Source organism: Photorhabdus aegyptia (assembly GCF_000612035.1).
Classification (GTDB): Bacteria; Pseudomonadota; Gammaproteobacteria; order Enterobacterales; family Enterobacteriaceae; genus Photorhabdus; species Photorhabdus akhurstii.
This window is the reverse complement of the sequence record NZ_JFGV01000088.1, coordinates 1-17,970: the sequence shown is the minus strand read 5'-3', so window position 1 is coordinate 17,970 and position 17,970 is coordinate 1. Positions and strand designations below refer to the sequence as shown.

At 43.3% G+C, this 17,970-nt stretch carries 14 protein-coding genes; 11 read left to right on the top strand and 3 right to left on the bottom strand.

The window, feature by feature from the left end; genetic code table 11:
* Positions 1 to 30 precede the first annotated feature (30 nt).
* Positions 31 to 390: a hypothetical protein gene (locus BA1DRAFT_RS19940; protein WP_036782878.1), complete on the top strand. Its 360-nt coding sequence runs from the start codon at positions 31 to 33 to the stop codon at positions 388 to 390.
* Positions 391 to 468: 78 nt separating this feature from the next.
* Here BA1DRAFT_RS19940 and BA1DRAFT_RS19935 read toward each other — a convergent pair whose 3' ends face one another.
* The 3 genes from BA1DRAFT_RS19935 to BA1DRAFT_RS22805 all read right to left on the bottom strand — a co-directional run bounded on the left by BA1DRAFT_RS19935 (position 469) and on the right by BA1DRAFT_RS22805 (position 4,843).
* Positions 469 to 1,917, bottom strand: a complete 1,449-nt coding sequence (locus BA1DRAFT_RS19935; RefSeq protein ID WP_036782875.1) for a flavin-containing monooxygenase — start codon at positions 1,915 to 1,917, stop codon at positions 469 to 471.
* A gap of 570 nt (positions 1,918 to 2,487) precedes the next feature.
* Positions 2,488 to 3,498 (bottom strand): fucose-binding lectin II, encoded by a 1,011-nt coding sequence (locus tag BA1DRAFT_RS19930; RefSeq protein ID WP_036782872.1) that lies wholly within the window; start codon positions 3,496 to 3,498, stop codon positions 2,488 to 2,490.
* Between the two features lie 406 nt (positions 3,499 to 3,904).
* Positions 3,905 to 4,843 carry a fucose-binding lectin II gene (locus BA1DRAFT_RS22805; RefSeq protein WP_051560884.1) on the bottom strand — a complete coding sequence of 313 codons (939 nt, stop codon included), beginning with the start codon at positions 4,841 to 4,843 and terminating at the stop codon, positions 3,905 to 3,907.
* A 418-nt stretch (positions 4,844 to 5,261) separates the two neighbouring features.
* On the opposite strand from BA1DRAFT_RS22805, the gene BA1DRAFT_RS19920 reads away from it, so the two are divergent.
* From BA1DRAFT_RS19920 to BA1DRAFT_RS24430, 10 genes are all read left to right on the top strand, one after another.
* On the top strand, positions 5,262 to 6,494 hold the full coding sequence (locus BA1DRAFT_RS19920) for an MFS transporter (protein ID WP_036782869.1): 1,233 nt from the start codon (positions 5,262 to 5,264) through the stop codon (positions 6,492 to 6,494).
* A 279-nt stretch (positions 6,495 to 6,773) separates the two neighbouring features.
* Positions 6,774 to 7,214, top strand: a complete 441-nt coding sequence (locus tag BA1DRAFT_RS19915; RefSeq protein ID WP_036782866.1) for a hypothetical protein — start codon at positions 6,774 to 6,776, stop codon at positions 7,212 to 7,214.
* Positions 7,215 to 8,086: 872 nt separating this feature from the next.
* Entirely contained in the window at positions 8,087 to 8,584 is a 498-nt protein-coding gene (tssB, locus tag BA1DRAFT_RS19910) for a type VI secretion system contractile sheath small subunit (protein WP_036782863.1), read from the top strand.
* A 41-nt stretch (positions 8,585 to 8,625) separates the two neighbouring features.
* On the top strand, positions 8,626 to 10,158 hold the full coding sequence (tssC, locus tag BA1DRAFT_RS19905; RefSeq protein WP_036782860.1) for a type VI secretion system contractile sheath large subunit: 1,533 nt from the start codon (positions 8,626 to 8,628) through the stop codon (positions 10,156 to 10,158).
* A 19-nt stretch (positions 10,159 to 10,177) separates the two neighbouring features.
* Entirely contained in the window at positions 10,178 to 11,536 is a 1,359-nt protein-coding gene (gene tssK / locus BA1DRAFT_RS19900) for a type VI secretion system baseplate subunit TssK (RefSeq protein WP_036782857.1), read from the top strand.
* Positions 11,533 to 12,177, top strand: a complete 645-nt coding sequence (gene tssL, locus BA1DRAFT_RS19895; protein ID WP_036782854.1) for a type VI secretion system protein TssL, short form — start codon at positions 11,533 to 11,535, stop codon at positions 12,175 to 12,177. Before tssK ends, tssL begins: the two co-directional genes overlap by 4 nt.
* 16 nt (positions 12,178 to 12,193) lie before the next feature.
* A complete protein-coding gene (locus BA1DRAFT_RS19890; protein WP_036782852.1) occupies positions 12,194 to 13,891 on the top strand; it encodes an OmpA family protein in 1,698 nt (565 codons plus the stop codon).
* A gap of 265 nt (positions 13,892 to 14,156) precedes the next feature.
* Positions 14,157 to 16,835 (top strand): type VI secretion system ATPase TssH, encoded by a 2,679-nt coding sequence (gene tssH, locus BA1DRAFT_RS19885; RefSeq protein WP_036782850.1) that lies wholly within the window; start codon positions 14,157 to 14,159, stop codon positions 16,833 to 16,835.
* A gap of 119 nt (positions 16,836 to 16,954) precedes the next feature.
* Positions 16,955 to 17,419: a cytochrome c oxidase assembly factor Coa1 family protein gene (locus BA1DRAFT_RS19880; protein ID WP_051560882.1), complete on the top strand. Its 465-nt coding sequence runs from the start codon at positions 16,955 to 16,957 to the stop codon at positions 17,417 to 17,419.
* 190 nt (positions 17,420 to 17,609) lie between these two features.
* Entirely contained in the window at positions 17,610 to 17,741 is a 132-nt protein-coding gene (locus BA1DRAFT_RS24430) for a hypothetical protein (RefSeq protein WP_268747247.1), read from the top strand.
* Positions 17,742 to 17,970 lie beyond the last annotated feature (229 nt).

Here is a 17,970-nt window from a genome sequence, read left to right as displayed (position 1 = left end):
TTTGCTAATGTGAGTGATATTTAATCATTCATGCGGTTGCCCTGGATAATTTGGGAGCCAACAAAAATCAGTGGCCCTGATTTTCAGACGCCTTATCCTCTGCATAATATTATTGATTTCAATTATACGACTTTTGATTCCTTCTTCTTCAAAGTGAGCACATTAACGCTTGAGCTGGCAGATAATGCCACTCTGCCAGATATGACGCCTAAAAAACGATTAGGCAGAGGAAAATTACGGAAGAAAAAACGCCATCTCTTTTATGGTTTTGTAGGAACGCCGAAAGCCAATGGTAAAAAAATATCTGATGGAGAAGTTATTGAAATGATCCATAACTATCTTCAAGCCGCTCATGCCCGACATGCTTTAAATCAGCATCAATCCGATTAATAACAACAACCAGCCCGTTTATTTATCATAACGGGCTGGTAATCTTAATATAACCACTGATTTTTTAATTTCGTGAAGTTATATCCATTTCAACGCGGCATCATCTACAGGCTGCTCCAAAACTTGTTTATCTTTTTTGTAATCATGTGGAACCCGCCAGGTTGAGCTATATCCCTGACGAGGAAGCAAGTCCTTTGCACGTTTTACGTAACCAGCTCGCAAGGCGCCAAAAATATGCTCGTCCTCCTGCATCTCACCCTGCTCAGCATGTGGCGTCACAACGGTAGCACCACGACGGTCCATCTCGTTCAACAAACGGCAGATATAATCCGCAGATAGATCAACTTTCAACGTCCAGGCGTTATTGATATAACCAAACAGACAGGCAAAATTAGGGACATTCTGTATCAACGTTCCCTTATAAAGCATGCGATCATGAGCTTGCTGTTTTTGCCCATCAATAGAGAGTTCAATTCCACCAATAAAATGTAATTTCAGCCCAGTCGCTGTAACAATAATATCTGCGGGTAATTCCTTACCTGATTGTAATAAGATACTGTTTTCAGTTATGCGTTCAATATAGTCAGTAACGATAGAGGCTTTACCTTCTTTCAGTACCTTAAATAGGTTATTACTGGGAATAAAACAGAGCCGCTCATCCCACGGCATGTATTTTGGCGTCAAATGTTTCATGTCAAAATCTGGGCCGACACGTTTGCGAGCAGATGACAGTAAAAATGATTTCAATAAATTAGGTAAATGTCGACTCGTTTTATAAATTAAGCGCTGGAAAAAGAGATTGCGCTTTCTACTCAATGTGTAAATCCAGCGCTGTGGAATAATGCCTTTGCAGAACTCGGCTATTTTGTCCCTGCCAGGGATTGAAAGAATATAACTCGGGGAGCGCTGTAGCATCGTGATATGGGCAGTATCATGTGCCATTGCCGGCAGTAAAGTGACAGCTGTTGCACCACTACCAATGACAACAACTCGCTTTCCTTTGTAATTCAATTCCTCAGGCCAGAGTTGAGGGTGAATGACCGGGCCTTTAAAATCTTTAATGCCGGGGAATTCAGGCAAATGAGGTTCATCATAGTTGTAATAACCTGTTGCCGCGACGAGAAAGCGACAGGTAAATTGCTGAGTTTCTCCACTGATTTCGTCAATCGCGGTAACGGTCCACTGGCGAGTCGTATTTGACCAGTCAGTATGCGTAATTTTTAGCCCAAACTTTATTTTCTTATCAACTTCATACTCTTTTGCTGTTGCATTGATATAACTTTTAATTGAGGGCCCATCTGCAAAAACACTGGTATCTGTCCAAGGGCGGAATTTATAGCCATAGCTCATCATATCTGAATCTGAGCGAATGCCTGGATAACGAAATAAATCCCAAGTACCGCCTATCCTCTGGCGCCGTTCTAAGATAATAAACTGCTTATCAGGACATTTCCTTGTTAAATGACATGCTGTACCAATGCCTGCAATACCAGCGCCAATAATCAAAACATCATAATGGTTATTCACTGTATTTCTCCTACAAGGTCATTTTTTGATGAGTTAAAACTCATCTGGCTAAAGCAACGTGATTCTTGTCGTCATTGACAGTAGCATAGCAATATGAAATTGCTTTAGTCTTACATTGCTTATTACTCGTGTTTAACATGTCAATATTCCCTGCCGCCACAAATAAATAATTAGCTTGAGAATATTTTCAACCCTTAAATATGAATATTGGGCACTGCTTTTAAGTCACGTTATAGCGAAACAAACACAACCAAAAGTTTACGCAAGCATTTTTTTTGCTCTTGAGTCAATATTGTATAATGCAAGGATTTCGAAGTGAACCTGACAGAACTTAGCGGAGGGGAGATCAGATGCATTTTATTGATTGAATATCTTGCCAAAGTTTTTAAATACTAGCTATTCGTAGGGAGATTTTTCGGTTAATTCGATAAAATAATCCAGAGAACAGGTGATTCTCTGAATTATTTTAAACATGTGAAGTTGTTCAAGGGGGGTAACCGAACAGCATTACCTCTCGGGGATTTGGTATTTTACTTTTGTTTATGGTGCAATTTCTGAAGCATGTGTCATTCACACCAGCGGCCAATTTAATATTACTACGCAGTCATTGTAATTATTCTTGGTGCCGTTTTCGGCGCCGATAGTGGCTGTCCCGGGTTTTTCATCAAGGGTATTATAAGCATAACGAAGCTTGCAGGGTTTGCCATCTCCTTCAATCTCAATACAGATTTTGCCTGTCCCGGATGTATAGGCTTTAGTCGCCATTAGATTATCTGTTCCTTTGCCGGTTAATGTATCTACCAGAAGATTGTCAATATAGACTTTTACCGTCTGTCGATGAATATCGGTATTAGAATAGGCTGTCAGGCCAAATCGAATACTTTGAGGTAATTGGAAGCAGTGTTTACCGGTGTCATTGGTGCCACATGTTCCGCCACAACTTCCACTATTATTTCGGTCACTGCCTAATAAATCGATGTCAATCAATACTGCTGCTTGAGCTGTTTTGAAGGCTCCTCCGGTATAATTAGTAACAGGAGCTGGTCCATATACAGTATTTGATGGTGGATTAAATACCATATAATGATTATCTTTGAAGAGAGCAATCGCAGAGTTTATTCTCCATGCAGCAGCATCCAGGTTTTTACTAAATTCTGGGTATTTCTTTGTTACTTCCCATCGGTCTGAGATAGATTTTCGCTTAATCGTATGTGAGTTTACGACATAATCAATGCAATCACTGCCTTTAAAGAAACAAACGCTATTTGTCGTTAATTCTATGGCTGCATCTATGCCATTTTCGAATTCGGTTCCTTTCAATCCGGGCCACCCCTCGGCAATAGATTTCGGTCCATCAGTTACCTTAGCTTTTGCGATATTGAATTTAACGTATTGCGAGCCTTTAAAAAAATATAAATAACCATTTAAATTAATCACGTCATCAAGATGTCTTTGAAACTCGATAGGGAGATCAGGCCAATCGTTACTGATAGGTTTAGGGTAGTTTGTATCTACTTTACGTAATGTGTCATTATATCTGCCGTTATCTGCATTAAGGAATAAATAAACATGTAGATTCATTAATATATATCCTTCATTGTTTTTAAGTTTGTGATTGATTTTGCATATTTGTTAAATTTTCTGTTCACAGATAAAATATAGCAATAATATTAAAACCATTTGGCGAAACAGAAAAATTTACACTGTGAAAACTAATGTAAAAGATAGATTGTGACAATGTTATATATTGATAAATTATTTATTGATTTAATAATGTTGTTTTTTTGCGAAAATATAAATATGTACTAAGAGATAAGAGTTATATTGTGCAATTAAAGTGTAATGCGCTATTTTGTATTTTCATTTAATTTTTTTTGTATTTTAATAATAATATATTAAATTAATTATATTTTTATATGAAAAGCGGCGTAATGCCGCTTTAATTTATTAATGATTTTTTGTGGTGAAATTAATAAGGTATTTTAAACTAATTCACCAATGGCCAATTCAATACCACCACACTGTCGTTGTAATTATTATTGGCGTCATTTTCGGCGCCAATAGTGACTGTTTCCGGTTTTCCGTCAAGAGTATTATAAGAGTAACGGAGTTTACAGGGTTTGCCATCCCCGATAATTTCAATACAGACTCTTCCTGTGCCGGATGTATAAGCTTTAGTATCTGTTCCTTTGCCGGTGAATGTATCTACCAGAAGATCATCAATATAGACATTTACTGTTTGTTTATGGGCAGTTGTATTAGTATAAGCGATCAGACCAAATCGAATACTTTGAGGTAATTGGAAGTAATATTTACCGCCGTCACTCGTACCGCATTCTCCGGCGCAATTGGAGGGTTTGGTAACCGGAAGGCAAGGATCTTTAACTTGTGTCATTTTCCACAGGCCGGTATAGGGCTTACGGAGGTTATTAGCAGAAGTATATACATGACATACTGTTTCAGGGACGCCAACCCAACCATTAGTATCAAGAAAGCCTCTGGTTCCCCATCGGTTATATAACGTAATGCTTTCATCTTCTTTGATTTTCCCGTCAATAGATGGCATATCAGAATAAATAATCCACTCTAATGTTTCTGGGAGGATATTTTTATCTGATGTGTGTATCGGGTATATTTCACCTTCTGGAACCTGTTGACTTGATGATGAATAATGACCTAAGTAGCCGCCATCACATTGATAAAGATTGTGGAGTAAAATAGTATCGTTGTTAATAACTTCACTGCCGATAGGTTTTCCTGTTCCTGATTCAATTCGCCAGAATGTTCCGGCTTGAGTGGTGGTTATCACAGTATATTTTCCGTCTGGAATACCACTCGTTCCATATACACTAAGATATCCGCCATCCCAGTTTCTGAAACTATTTAATATTTTTACGGTATCGCCATATTTAAGTATATTCGCCATAATTTCTCCAGAAAGTTTGTTATCTATTTCTAATCGTTGATATATCCCTTGAAATTGTTCTGAGCTCACCCTATTACCACTCAATAATCCTTAAGTTGAGCCATTGTGATAAGCAGGAGGGCTTCACTCTTGTGGGGCTTGGTAGGGATAGCAGTAGCGATAAATGCCTACGGATTGAGTATCAATCCTAATGATTATTCGGTAAAGGCAGTGCCTTTGTGACTTACTTCTAACAATGAATTAGACTGCTGAAATTGTTGTTGCTTGACTATGTTACTTTACCGCTATCAGCTTCATCTCAAGCTTGATTACGTAGTGCATTCACTGGATGATACACGGTGCTTTTTTTTGCTCTGCATGTGATGTAAATTGCTTACCACGTCGATGAAATTTAAGCCAACAGGAATTGGGATTCATAATGTCGAAGTTAATTGGAAATAATCAGGTAGTTGGAACTAATAATCAGGTAGTTGGAACTAATAATATAGTTGTTATTGCGATGATTGTAGCATTAGTGCAATTTATTAATGCATTAGAGTACATGATGGTCACGCCGCTTTTTGTTTATATGTCGAAAGATTTTCACATGCCGGTTACGATGGCGGGGGTTGTTGCTGGTGTTTATGTCTTCTCCTCGGTATTTTCTGGCCTAACATCCTTTTTCTTTATTGATCGCTTTAATAAAAGAAAGGTTCTCATTTTAAACACGCTGTTTCTCGGTTTAATTACGTTTCTGACGATTTTCTCTTCGGAACCTTACCAACTTATTCTGCTACGTATCATTGCCGGTCTGTTTGGTGGTGTGACATTGGGAGTCGGCATCGGGATCTTACTTAATAACTCCCCGGAAAGTATGCGAGGAAGGGTGTTGGGCATTGCGTTTTCATCTTTTTCATTCGTTAGCATTTTAGGTATACCATTGTGTTTATATTTAGCCGAGAGTTTTCACTGGAAAGTCTCTTTTTTACTCATCGTTATTTTATGTGTAGTGAGTGTGCCTCTGATCCTCTTCTTTATTCCAGGCGCAGAGAAAGTAAAAAATAGTCAGAATAAAATTGTGCTAACCAAAAAAATAACGTTGGCCGGGATGGCAAGTGGCGTCAGTAATTTTAGTCCTTTCATGCTGATTCCGATACTTGCTCCGCTATTAACAAATGTGTTTTATATCCCGGAAAATCAGGTTTCATTGGTATTCTTTTGTGGTGGTATTGCCTCTTGGTTAGGCACTTATTTAACCGGGAAACTTTGTGATAGATATCCGCCTCAGAGAATTACCATTGCCGCGGCGACTTTATTTATTGTTAATATCTTTCTAGGATTGACGGGAAAAGTAGATGGATACGTTTTCTTCTCACTTTTTATGTTCGCGACTTATGTACAGGTGATGGCTGCAAACGTGTTGGCTTCTTATGCTTCGACGCCTGAAAATCGTGCGGGCTTTGGCGCCCTCCAGATGGCATTTTCCAATTTGGGCGCCGGTGTGGTGTTTTTCTTCTCCTCTATTTTCTTAGACGGTAAGGAGATTATTGCTGAGAATGTGCGGCCTATTTTCATACTGACTATGGTTAGCGCCCTGATATTACCTGTATATGTAATGAAATTAGCTCAAGTGATGAAAAGAGGGACGAAAAATTTAATGAATAATGCTTAGCGTAATAATTAAGGAGAAATAACGACAGATATGTGATCTAGCCTTAATGGTAAAACAGAGATTTTGCGCTATATTTGAATTTAAGGCTAATCATTGATATAAGAAGACAGAGGTGATTAGTAATAATTAAATGTTGTTTGGAGTGTAATGTCACTGGAGGAAATTAATATTATAAGGATAATTTTGGTCAATGCTGGATGATAGTGTGCGAAAGGATGAAGTTATTATAAATCCTATCATAATTATTATTGAACTTATTAATTGATATAGGTGGGTAAAATGGAACGAGAATCAAATAACGCTCAGAATAAACCAGCCATGAATATTATCGCGGGAGTGACAAATATTAAATCTATTTATAATAAAACGCCTTGTAAAATTGTCATTGAACATGGATATGTTGCCAGGAAAAATTTTCATGTGGATAAAATGTCTGAATGGCATGGCGATTTATGGGCGCCCTGGATAGGTGATAAATATGAACCTAATAAAGCAATTCATATTTATACTGAAAGGGGATTAAGATCTGAATTAAGATTTAATATTTGGATATTTCAGGATTATTGGAATCCACCAAATGAAAATGCGGTTAAATATTCCATAAATAGGGAATTTAGTTATGATGATGCATTAGAGATCCCTGGTAATAATCGAGGTGGTGGAAATAAAATATTAACGCTGGAATTTAATGATAATGATATTAATTTGGAAATGATATAGCGTTATAAGATATTGAATATATCGGGTAACGTTCTGTATCAATAGACATCTGTTGAAATGACAGCATTTCTTCGCGTGTTGTTCGGCATTTTTAATTACTCTATTGATGGTTAATCTTGTTGACTATCAAGTGAGTTTTTATTTGAACTAATAACTAACTTATTGAAATGCTGATACGCGTAGAAATCGGTTATATCTCTAATGATTAACTCCAAAATACTTATATTATTAAACTATTTCATTTATTGATTATTGTAATAAAGTGTCAATTTGTTGAAAAGAGAGGGATGGTGTAAATCATTTGTCATGTATGGCATGTGTGTTAATACGCTTGTTAATGGAGATTTTTATATAAGTCATCATGTAATTAATAATCAATCTCATTTGAGAAAATAAGATCAAATAAAGTCGTGAAACAAAAATAACAATTATCCGATGTTTATTGCATATTATTACTTTTTGTTACAAATTGTTACAATTTGTAATAAATTAAAAGTAAAAAATAGTAACAATTATAATTGGTTATGAAATGTCATTAAGAATTTCCTGAATTTTGTTTATTTTTATTTAATTAAATCTTGTTTAACTTCTGTTGATGTTTGCTCTTTTATTATCTATGTAAGCTTAATTCTTTCTTTGTTGGATGTTATCTACAACAATCCCTTCATTAGAGTGAGTATAAATTGAGGTTGTTTTGCATTGGTTGATTTTGTTAGGTCGTTCGTCAATTAAGGTGCCATTATTCGTTCCCTCATATTGGGTGTCTGTCTAATTATCGGTTCGTAACTATCTGATAAAGCGTGTTATTCCGTGAAAATATCATGCCATAACCATGATGTTTTTATTCTATTTTTGCTAGTAAGGAGTTATCAATGACTGCAAGTTTTCAAAATGAAGTTCCTAAGTCGCGTATTAATATTAAATTGGATCTACATACCGGTGGAGCACGGAAAAAGGTTGAGTTGCCGTTGAAATTGCTGGTCATGGGTGATTACAGCAACGGGCAGGAACAACGCCCGCTTTCGGAACGAGAAAAGGTTTCTATAAATAAAAACAATTTTGACAGCGTATTAGCTGAGTTTAACCCTGCGGTTAATTTGACAGTGGAGAATACCTTGGCCGGAGATGGGAGAGAAGAAAATATCGCTTTCATTTTTCGGCAAATAAAGGACTTCGAACCTGAGCAAGTGGCGCGACAAATTCCACAACTGCGGGCGTTGCTTTCTATGCGCAATTTGTTGCGCGAGCTGAAATCTAACCTGCTTGACAATGCCGCCTTTCGTCGAGAATTGGAGCGTATTCTCCAGGATGAAATGTTGAGCGATAAACTGCGAGCTGAATTAGCCGCACTGACGCCGCAAGAAAGGTAATGGTCACATTGTTTTCACGAGATTTAAGTAAGGGTATTTGAATGACGGTACAAGAGCAGGCGACATCTTCTGTCGCGACGGCAAACCATCATGTCGGTGGGGTTTACCCGTCTTTGTTTGAGAAAATCAATTTACGTCCGGTGGAACGATTAAGTGATATTGCATGCTTTCATAGCAGTGACGCATTGGCGGGTGTGACGGAAGATGAACGGGTGACAGTGGCTGTTAGTGTTCTTCTCGATCTGCTGAAAGACTCGGATCAAAAAGTTGAACAGTTAGATAAAACATTGCTGGATTATGAGATAGGCAAATTGGATCGCCAAATTGGCCGTCAACTGGATGTGGTGATACATCAGCCGGGATTTCAGCAAATAGAATCTGCCTGGCGAGGTTTAAAATTTCTGGTTGATCGGACAGAGCTCGGTCAGAACGTCAAAATCGAAGTGTTGGATGTGGCCAAGGATGATTTGCGGCAAGATTTTGACGATGCGCCGGAAATTGTTCAGAGCGGTTTCTATCGTCATGCTTACATTCAGGAATATGACACACCGGGTGGCGAACCGATTGGCGCAGTGATTGCCGACTATGAATTTAGCGCCGAATCGCAGGATATTGCCTTATTGCGCAACATTGCCAAAATCGCGGCAGCGGCGCATATGCCATTCATTACTGCCGCTGCGCCAGCCTTTTTTGGCAAAAAGAACATGGATGAAGTGGCGGTGATGAAAGATATTGGTCACTATTTTGAGCGTGCAGAATACTCGAAATGGAGAGCTTTCCGCGACAGCGAAGATGCCCGTTATATTGGTCTCACCCTGCCAAGAGTGTTGGGACGTCTGCCATATGGTCCGAAGAGCGTGCCGGTGCGAACGTTTAATTATGCCGAAGAAGCAAGAGGGCCAGATCGCAGTAAGTATTTGTGGACCAATGCCGCTTTTGCTTTTGCCGCCAATATGGTCAGGAGTTTTGTCAAAAATGGCTGGTGTGTGCAGATCCGTGGTCCGCAATCCGGTGGCGCTATCGCCGATTTGCCGATCCATCTCTATGATTTGGGTACCGGTTATCGGAGCAAGATCCCAACAGAGGTGTTGATCCCGGAAACCCGTGAATTTGAATTTGCCAATTTGGGTTTTATTCCGCTCTCTTACTACAAAAATCGCGATTACGCCTGTTTCTTTTCGGCTCACTCCACCCAGAAGCCCGCGGTGTATGACACCGGGGAAGCGACGGCCAACAGTCGTATTAATGCGCGTTTGCCCTATATCTTCCTGCTATCGCGCATTGCTCATTACTTAAAACTGATCCAGCGGGAAAACATTGGCACCACGAAAGATCGGCGTCTGCTCGAAATTGAACTGAATAGCTGGATCAACACACTGGTGACGGAGATGAATGATCCGACTGACGACATGCAGGCATCTCATCCGCTGCGTGAAGCTCATGTGGTGGTTGAGGATATTGATGACAATCCGGGGTTCTTCCGCGTGAAACTGTATGCGGTGCCGCACTTTCAGGTGGAAGGGATTGACGTCAATTTATCTCTGGTTTCTCAGATGCCGAAAGCGAAATCGTAATTATTTATTGGGAGTTATGATGAAAATTCTACGTCCTCTCTGGATTGAAGACGCCTTTTTAGCCCCTCAACAGTTTCAGCAACAAGCGCGTTGGGAGGCATTGACCAACAACTGTATTGCACATCTGGGGCTGATTAATCCCTGGGGAGTGCTTGATATTCGGTTTGATCAGGAGGCACTGCGCTTAAACCGTCTGAAAGTTCAGCATCTCAAAGCCCGTTTACAGGATGGGACGCTGATTGATACCGATCATGCTGACAATCTGCCTGCGGCTTGTGATTTACAGCAGGCGGCGTCGGCGGATATGCGTGCTGTCGAGGTATTGCTGGCGTTACCGCTGGAGCATGCCAATGGCGGAAATTGCCGACAGGGTAGTGAGAGCGTGGGGCCGGGACAACCGCCGCTACGTTATCAGCAAGAGTGGATTGAGATACAGGATAAATACGGCGATGGGCGTGAATCCATTGCGGTTGAACGCCATGCAATTTCCCTACGCTTTCAGCATGACCAAAATGAGGCTTATCTGACATGCCCGTTGGCGCGCTTGGTGCGTGACGGGCAAAGCGGTTGGATGCTGGATGACCATTTTGTGCCGCCATTGCTCTCTTTTGCTGCTCATCCTCCATTGCTGGAACAGCTTGATCTGTTGTTGACTCAGCTACGTGCTAAGCGCACCCGTCTGATGGGAATGCGCCGTGAAAGCCATCAACGCATGGCAGATTTTGCTGTCGCGGATGTGTCGCTGTTTTGGTTATTGAATGCGCTTAACAGCTATGAACCGGTGTTGAATAATTTTAAAGCCGCGCCTGCGCTGCACCCGGAAATCATCTACCGTGAACTGGTGAAGTTAGCGGGGGCATTACTGACCTTCTCACTGGAGAGTGATCTCGATGCGATCCCTGATTATCAACACAACCAACTAAGTGAGGTTTTCCCGCCGCTGATCCGGCTTATCAGCACATTACTTGAGGCGAGCCTGCCATCAAGGGTGATTTCGATTGAACTGGAAGTGGTGCGTGAAAATCAGTGGAGAGCATCACTGCATGACAGGCGATTGTGCGAAGAGGCCGATTTCTATCTCTCTGTGCGATCGTCAATGCCGGCGCACTTGCTACAAACTCAGTTTCCGCAACTGTGCAAAGTGGGAGCGCCTGATGATGTTGAGCGACTGATTAACTTGTCATTGAGCGGCATTCCTTTACATCCACTTAGCCATGTACCGGCGGCGATTCCGTTGCGGTTGGAAAACCAATATTTTGCTTTCGATCTGAATAATCCAATGGCGAAAGCCATGCTGGAGGCGGGAAGCTGCGCCTTCTATGTGCCCGGTACGTTATCGGGCGTTCAGTTAGAACTGTTTGCGGTGTTACGTACATGAACAAAGAAATTTCAATTGATGACCTGATGCTTGACATTGGGATGTTAGTGATTGCGCTAAAAAGCGGTAATAAATCGCTGCACGGAGAGGCGTTATATCAAAAAGGGGTTGAATTGGTAGACGCGGCACGGCAGCGATTAAGTACAAGTGGTATCAGCGAAGAGAACATGGCTCACATCATTTATGCCTTGTGTGCGTTGCTGGATGAAACCGTACTCAGACGTCCTGAGCGGGATAAAGGCTATGAAACCTGGTCGAAAACGCCGTTGCAGACACGATTTTGCAATAGCAACCATGCGGGAGAACGGTTGTTTGAACGTATACGTCAAGTGCTGGATCAACCACAACCCTCGCTGTTGGTATTAGCCGGTTTCCAGCGCGTATTGGCATTGGGCTTTCAGGGCGGCGACTTGGAAAAGATCTCTCAGGAACGCCAGTTATTACTGGACGTACTGACTGATCGTGCCGGTGTGATGGTGGTGCAACCTTATCAGATGATACGTCCCAATGCAGATTGTCATCAGGACCGATGTTGGCATGCACGCTCTCCGTGGGGTTGGGGATGCTTGGCTATAGCCGGAGTAACTTTGGTGTGGTGCGGTCTGCGTCTCTACCTTCAACAATATTTGTCTGTTGGATAAGGCTAAGGAGAGCAAATTGAGTTGCGTACTAAAACGAGCGCTGTGGCTTTTAGCTTGTGTTCTGGCGGCGCTGTTATGTCTGTTTTTCTTGCCGCTAGGGAATGTGTCTGTTGCATGGTGGTTGGCCGCGATCTTGATGGCGGCGGCGATTGCCTGCTGGCGGGTGGGACGTACCACATCTGGAATCTCCCATCAGGACAGTGTTTGCCGTTTGCTGGCGGCATTGCCTGCGGCCTCGTGGCGTCAGCCTGTGGTGCTAACTTGCGGAGATAACGTGGCGACGCTATTTGCGGAAGAGCCGGTACGCTGCACGCCACAGGGCTGTTTTATCTGTGTGTCGCAGCAAAACGAGATGAGCGCACTGGTAGCAGCGATTATTGCCGCCAGACCTGATTGGAGTAGGCAGATCAGCGTGCTATTAACACTCTTTCCTGAACAGCAACGAGATCAAGCCGTAATGACGGCAAAGATCAGAGAATTTCGCTATCAGGTTGGCCGTGTTGCTCAACTGACCGCTTGCCATACACCGGTATTGATCGCCGGTTATCTTGATGGCGATATCAGCCCGTGGTTCGAGCTACAGGCAGACAGCTCGACAATGACGGTATGGGGAGAAGAACATGCCGCTGTTGGGATGAATATCTGGCTGACCGAAGGGGATGCACAGCAACGCGCCGCACGTTTGCAACAAACGATTGCGGCAGCGGCATGGCAACGCTGGATGGTAGAAAACATCTTGCATGAATGTCGATCACCGGAGCTGGTCAGTCGGCCTTGTTACCCGATAGCAATGGCGCTGACGTTTTTGCCCCAAACGCCGCAGGCAAACAACTTATGGACGAAATGGCTGATTGACCGTACTACTTTACCTCGCATTAGCCACAGCATAGCTGAGGCGGTGAACGTATCACCATTTCCCGATGCCATGTTACGCCTGTTGCCACATTATGTTGGTCATACACCGCATCGACGAGCGGCCATCTGGGGCATCGGCTTGCTGAGCGGATTTGTCTGTCTGGCATTGGTTTCCAGCGTCTGGAACAACTTGCGCCTGTGGCGCCAGATACGCAGTGATTTGCAGCATTATCAGGTCGTTGACGTAAAAGATCATAGCGCGAAAGTTCAGGCTTACCATCAACTCAAGCTTGATGCGACATTGTTGGAGAAATATCAACGTGATGGCGAACCAGTGCGCTTAGGGTTAGGGCTTTATGTAGGCGAGCGCCTTTATACGCCACTGATGGATGTGATCAATCGTGCAGTGTTACCGGTATCTCCGCCTCCTGTGCCGAAGAGCGGCAAACCGTTGCCGCAGACATTGAACCTGAGAAGCATGTCACTGTTTGACGTGGGACAGTCAGGTCTTAAGCCAGAAGCGGCTAAAGTGCTGGTCAACGCATTGATCGACATTAAAGCTAAACCGGGCTGGATGGTGGTGATAACCGGTCATACTGACTCAACCGGTGATGCCGCAAAAAATCGCGTGCTATCACTGGCGCGGGCAGAAGCAGTACGAGATTGGATATTACAAACCAGTGACGTATCACCGGCTTGTCTGGTCGTAAAAGGTGAAGGCGCAACGCGGCCGATTGCTGCCAATACAACCGCTGCGGGGCGTGCTGTCAACCGTAGGGTTGAAATCAGTTTAATGCCGCCGAGCGTAGCCGCCTGCCAACGGCCGCAAAGAGAAACACGATCTTTGGGAGCACATTGAATTTCGCGATCATAAAATCACTTGGGCTGATAAAGACGTCAGCACCATTCACTCTGATGTTTGGGAACACAATCAGACCAACGCGCTAACAGGCTGCCATGCGTGGGTATGGCGACTCTTTAAGCAACTCTTTTAATTCAGCGGATGAAGTGTTTGTTAAACGTAGAACTGGCTAGGGGAACCTCGCCAGATAGATAAATTTTTACCTGAGAATGGGGGCTTGTTGAATGCTGCCTAACCTCTTAATGACAACTGGAACTTTAATATGGATACCATATTTACTGCACTATTGTGCCGTTTAAACCCCTATTGCGCGCAGGCATTGGAGGCTGCCGCTGCATTTTGCCAGACACGGGCACATGCTGAAATCACGGTAGAACACTGGTTGCTCAAGCTGCTTGAAGGCGGCGAAGGCGATATTACGGTGATTGCTCGACGTTATGAGTGGGATATGGATGCTCTGTGGCAGTCGTTGCTGACGACGATTAACCGTTTGCCGCATAGCATCAATCAACGCCCGCGGTTATCAAGCGACCTGTGTAGTTTGCTACAGGTTGCCTGGTGTGTGGCTTCGCTGGAAGAGGGTAATGAATCGATTCGCTCGGTGCATCTTTTGCAGGTACTGCGCGGTCAACCGGCTTGGTTGCGTACCCATCATGGCTGGCCGTTACTTAACCTAAATGTGACGCAACTACAACGTTTGCGTCCATTGCTGGATCAACAATCGGACGAACGCCCGGAGATACAGGCAGCGACGTCTCTGACGACAGGGAGATCAATCTCTGAAATTGAGGATAGCGACATCGATAAATATGTACTTAATCCTCAACCATTATCATCGGTTTTGCAGAACGTATTGGACAAATTCACGCTGGATATCACAGCCAGAGCCGCTGAGGGCGCCATTGATCCGGTATTTGGTCGTGACAGCGAAATCCGCCAGATGATCGACATCCTATCCCGTCGGCGTAAAAACAACCCGATTCTGGTGGGAGAACCGGGAGTAGGGAAGACCGCGCTGGTGGAAGGATTGGCATTGCGTATTGTTGAGGGCAATGTCCCCGACAGCCTAAAAACCGTCAGCGTACGGATGCTGGATCTCGGCTTGTTGCAGGCAGGCGCGGGGGTAAAAGGCGAATTTGAGCAACGACTGAAAAATGTCATTGAAGCGGTACAACAGTCACCTACCCCCATTCTGCTATTTATTGATGAAGCGCACACGCTGATTGGTACCGGTAATCAGGCGGGGGGCGCTGATGCTGCTAACCTGCTAAAACCTGCGCTGGCGCGGGGAGAATTACGTACGATTGCGGCCACCACTTGGTCGGAATACAAACAATATTTTGAACGGGATGCTGCACTGGAGCGACGTTTCCAGACAATTAAAGTCGATGAACCGGACGACGAGACCGCTTGCCTGATGCTGCGAGGATTGAAAGTGCGCTATGCCCGTTATCATGGCGTACATATTCAGGAAGATGCAGTGAAAGCGGCTGTCACCTTATCTCGCCGTTACCTGACTGGGCGACAGCTACCGGATAAAGCGGTAGACCTGTTGGATACCGCCAGTGCGCGAGTCAGGATGAACCTGGATACGGTACCGGAGGCGTTGACGCAACTCCAATCCCAATTGACCGCACTTGAGATAGAGCAACAGGCGATACTGGAAGATATCGCACTGGGGCAATGCCATCACTCAAACCGTTTGGCACAGATTGAAACGCAGCGTCATGAACTGTGTCGACAGCAACAACAGCAGGATAAACAGTATCAACAGGAAAAACAGCTCACCCAACAATTGCTCGATGCCCGGCAGGACATCAGCCGACAGGGTGATATAGCCCTGTTGCAACAGCAACTGGCGACACTACAACAAGGACAGCCGTTACTATCATCGGATGTTGATGTGCGTTCTGTAGCAACAGTGATCGTTGATTGGACCGGCGTTCCACTAAGTAGCTTATTGAAAGACGAACAGACCGGTTTGCTGCAATTGGAGCAGCATTTGGGGGCGCGGGTTATTGGTCAAGAGGCGGCGCTACGGGAAATCGCCCAACGCTTACGTGCCGCTAAAACCGGATTGACGCCGGAACAGGGGCCACTGGGCGTATTCCTGTTGGTTGGGCCGAGTGGGGTAGGGAAAACTGAAACCGCGCTGGCATTGGCGGATAACCTGTTTGGCGGGTCGCGTTCGCTAATCACTATCAACCTATCGGAATATCAGGAACCGCATACGGTATCTCAGCTTAAAGGTTCACCACCCGGTTATGTCGGATATGGTCAGGGGGGGATCTTAACGGAAGCGGTACGTAAACGCCCGTATAGTGTGGTGCTGTTGGACGAAGTGGAAAAAGCCCATCGTGACGTCATTAACCTGTTCTATCAGGTATTTGATCGCGGCTTTATTCGTGATGGTGAAGGACGAGAAATCGATTTTCGCCATACGGTAATCTTAATGACCTCTAATTTGGGCAGTGATCAACTGATGGCGTTATTGGCACAACAACCTGACGCCCCGAACGCTGTATTGCATGAGCTGTTACATCCGATGCTTCGTGATCACTTTCAGCCGGCTCTGTTGGCTCGCTTTCAGACCGTGATTTACCGCCCGTTACAGACTGATGCGCTCAGACGCATTGTTGAAATCAAACTGGAACAAGTGACTCGGCGTCTTCATACCCACTATGGTTTGACTTGCTCGGTGGAAAGCAGCTTGTGCGACACCTTGGTGAATGCTTGTCTGTTGCCGGACAGTGGGGCACGCAATATCGACAGCCTGCTTAACCAGCAAATTTTACCGGTGCTATCACAGGCGCTGCTGGAACGTCTGGCCCATCACAATAAACCTGCTGGCGTGACGTTGGGGTTTGACGAAGAAGAGGGGATCACCCTTGCTTTTATTGATGTTGAACCGGTCGCTTCATTGGATATCGAGGAAAAATAAGTAATGGCTGAATGAATTTGTATGAAACTGCACATAGGGTACGGCCCTATATCTGATGGCATAAGAAGTTCAAACATAAGATAACTGGCATTTCGCCTTAATGAAAAGGTATTAAAGATATGAAAGTAAAAAATGTAACGATAAAAAAAGAGTGGAATTCATCGAATGACGAAGCAATGACGGGTACGTCTTCTCTTCCTGAAAAACGCAATTGGTTGGCGCGTAAATGGAAGTTGATGATTGTCTGCTTTATTCCTGCTTTTATCGTAGGCGCATTTATGATTGTCATGGGAGTAATGAAATCTTCGGAGCCATATAAAAAAGCTTTAGCGCTGGCACAAGGTAATCCTGTTGTGAAAGAGATTTTAGGCCAGCCAATTGAAGTGGGTTGGTTTGTCTCTGGCAGTGTTAACGAGAAAGAAGCGGAATTGGACATTCCTATAAAAGGAAATCGGTCTGGTGGTACGGTGCATGTTGATGCAAATAAGCATGCAGGACATTGGCGATATAAAAATATTACTGTTCAACCAGATTCAAGTGGGCGATTGATTGATCTACTGGCAATTGATAATCCCATGAAATAAAGATTATTTTCTTTGTGGCGTATTATTAAATACGCTCTTGAGCCGGTTTAATTGGAAAGTAATGATAATCATTCTTAAAAGAGAAAATTAAGCAACGTAGAGTCAATGGTATTTTATTCTGTGCCATAAAATATCGTTCTCTCTATGTGGTTTTTAGGTTATTGCACATGTCTTCTATAAAGGTAAGAGTATGATCTGGAATAACGCCGTCAGCGCAATTCAGCAGGAATTGGGTTCTCCTGTATTATGGCATTGGCTGGTTTCAGGCATGATTATTATCTGCATCGGTATGACTGGTTATGGTCTGGATAAATCAGAATGAGTCTATTATCAATGGAGTTATTCTCAATAATGAAATCTGTTCTCATTCGCATAATATAACTGAGAATTATTCTTTTTTACGTGTCGGTAACGTATTGATGATAATGAACCTGAATCATGATAATGGTGTAATAATGCTGGTGTTGTATTTTACGAATTAATTAACATATTGAAAATAAAGTGAAAATATATTTTATTGTTAGGGCTGTGAGAAATGTAAATATCTGTAT

What these genes read in the sequence shown, in the direction of transcription:
- BA1DRAFT_RS19940 (WP_036782878.1), top strand. Translation starts at nt 31, where the DNA reads ATGCGGTTGCCCTGGATAATTTGGGAGCCAACAAAAATCAGTGGCCCT.
- BA1DRAFT_RS19930 (WP_036782872.1), bottom strand. Translation starts at nt 3,498, where the DNA reads ATGAATCTACATGTTTATTTATTCCTTAATGCAGATAACGGCAGATAT.
- BA1DRAFT_RS22805 (WP_051560884.1), bottom strand. Translation starts at nt 4,843, where the DNA reads ATGGCGAATATACTTAAATATGGCGATACCGTAAAAATATTAAATAGT.
- BA1DRAFT_RS19920 (WP_036782869.1), top strand. Translation starts at nt 5,262, where the DNA reads ATGTCGAAGTTAATTGGAAATAATCAGGTAGTTGGAACTAATAATCAG.
- BA1DRAFT_RS19915 (WP_036782866.1), top strand. Translation starts at nt 6,774, where the DNA reads ATGGAACGAGAATCAAATAACGCTCAGAATAAACCAGCCATGAATATT.
- tssB (WP_036782863.1), top strand. Translation starts at nt 8,087, where the DNA reads ATGACTGCAAGTTTTCAAAATGAAGTTCCTAAGTCGCGTATTAATATT.
- tssC (WP_036782860.1), top strand. Translation starts at nt 8,626, where the DNA reads ATGACGGTACAAGAGCAGGCGACATCTTCTGTCGCGACGGCAAACCAT.
- tssK (WP_036782857.1), top strand. Translation starts at nt 10,178, where the DNA reads ATGAAAATTCTACGTCCTCTCTGGATTGAAGACGCCTTTTTAGCCCCT.
- tssL (WP_036782854.1), top strand. Translation starts at nt 11,533, where the DNA reads ATGAACAAAGAAATTTCAATTGATGACCTGATGCTTGACATTGGGATG.
- tssH (WP_036782850.1), top strand. Translation starts at nt 14,157, where the DNA reads ATGGATACCATATTTACTGCACTATTGTGCCGTTTAAACCCCTATTGC.
- BA1DRAFT_RS19880 (WP_051560882.1), top strand. Translation starts at nt 16,955, where the DNA reads ATGAAAGTAAAAAATGTAACGATAAAAAAAGAGTGGAATTCATCGAAT.
- BA1DRAFT_RS24430 (WP_268747247.1), top strand. Translation starts at nt 17,610, where the DNA reads ATGATCTGGAATAACGCCGTCAGCGCAATTCAGCAGGAATTGGGTTCT.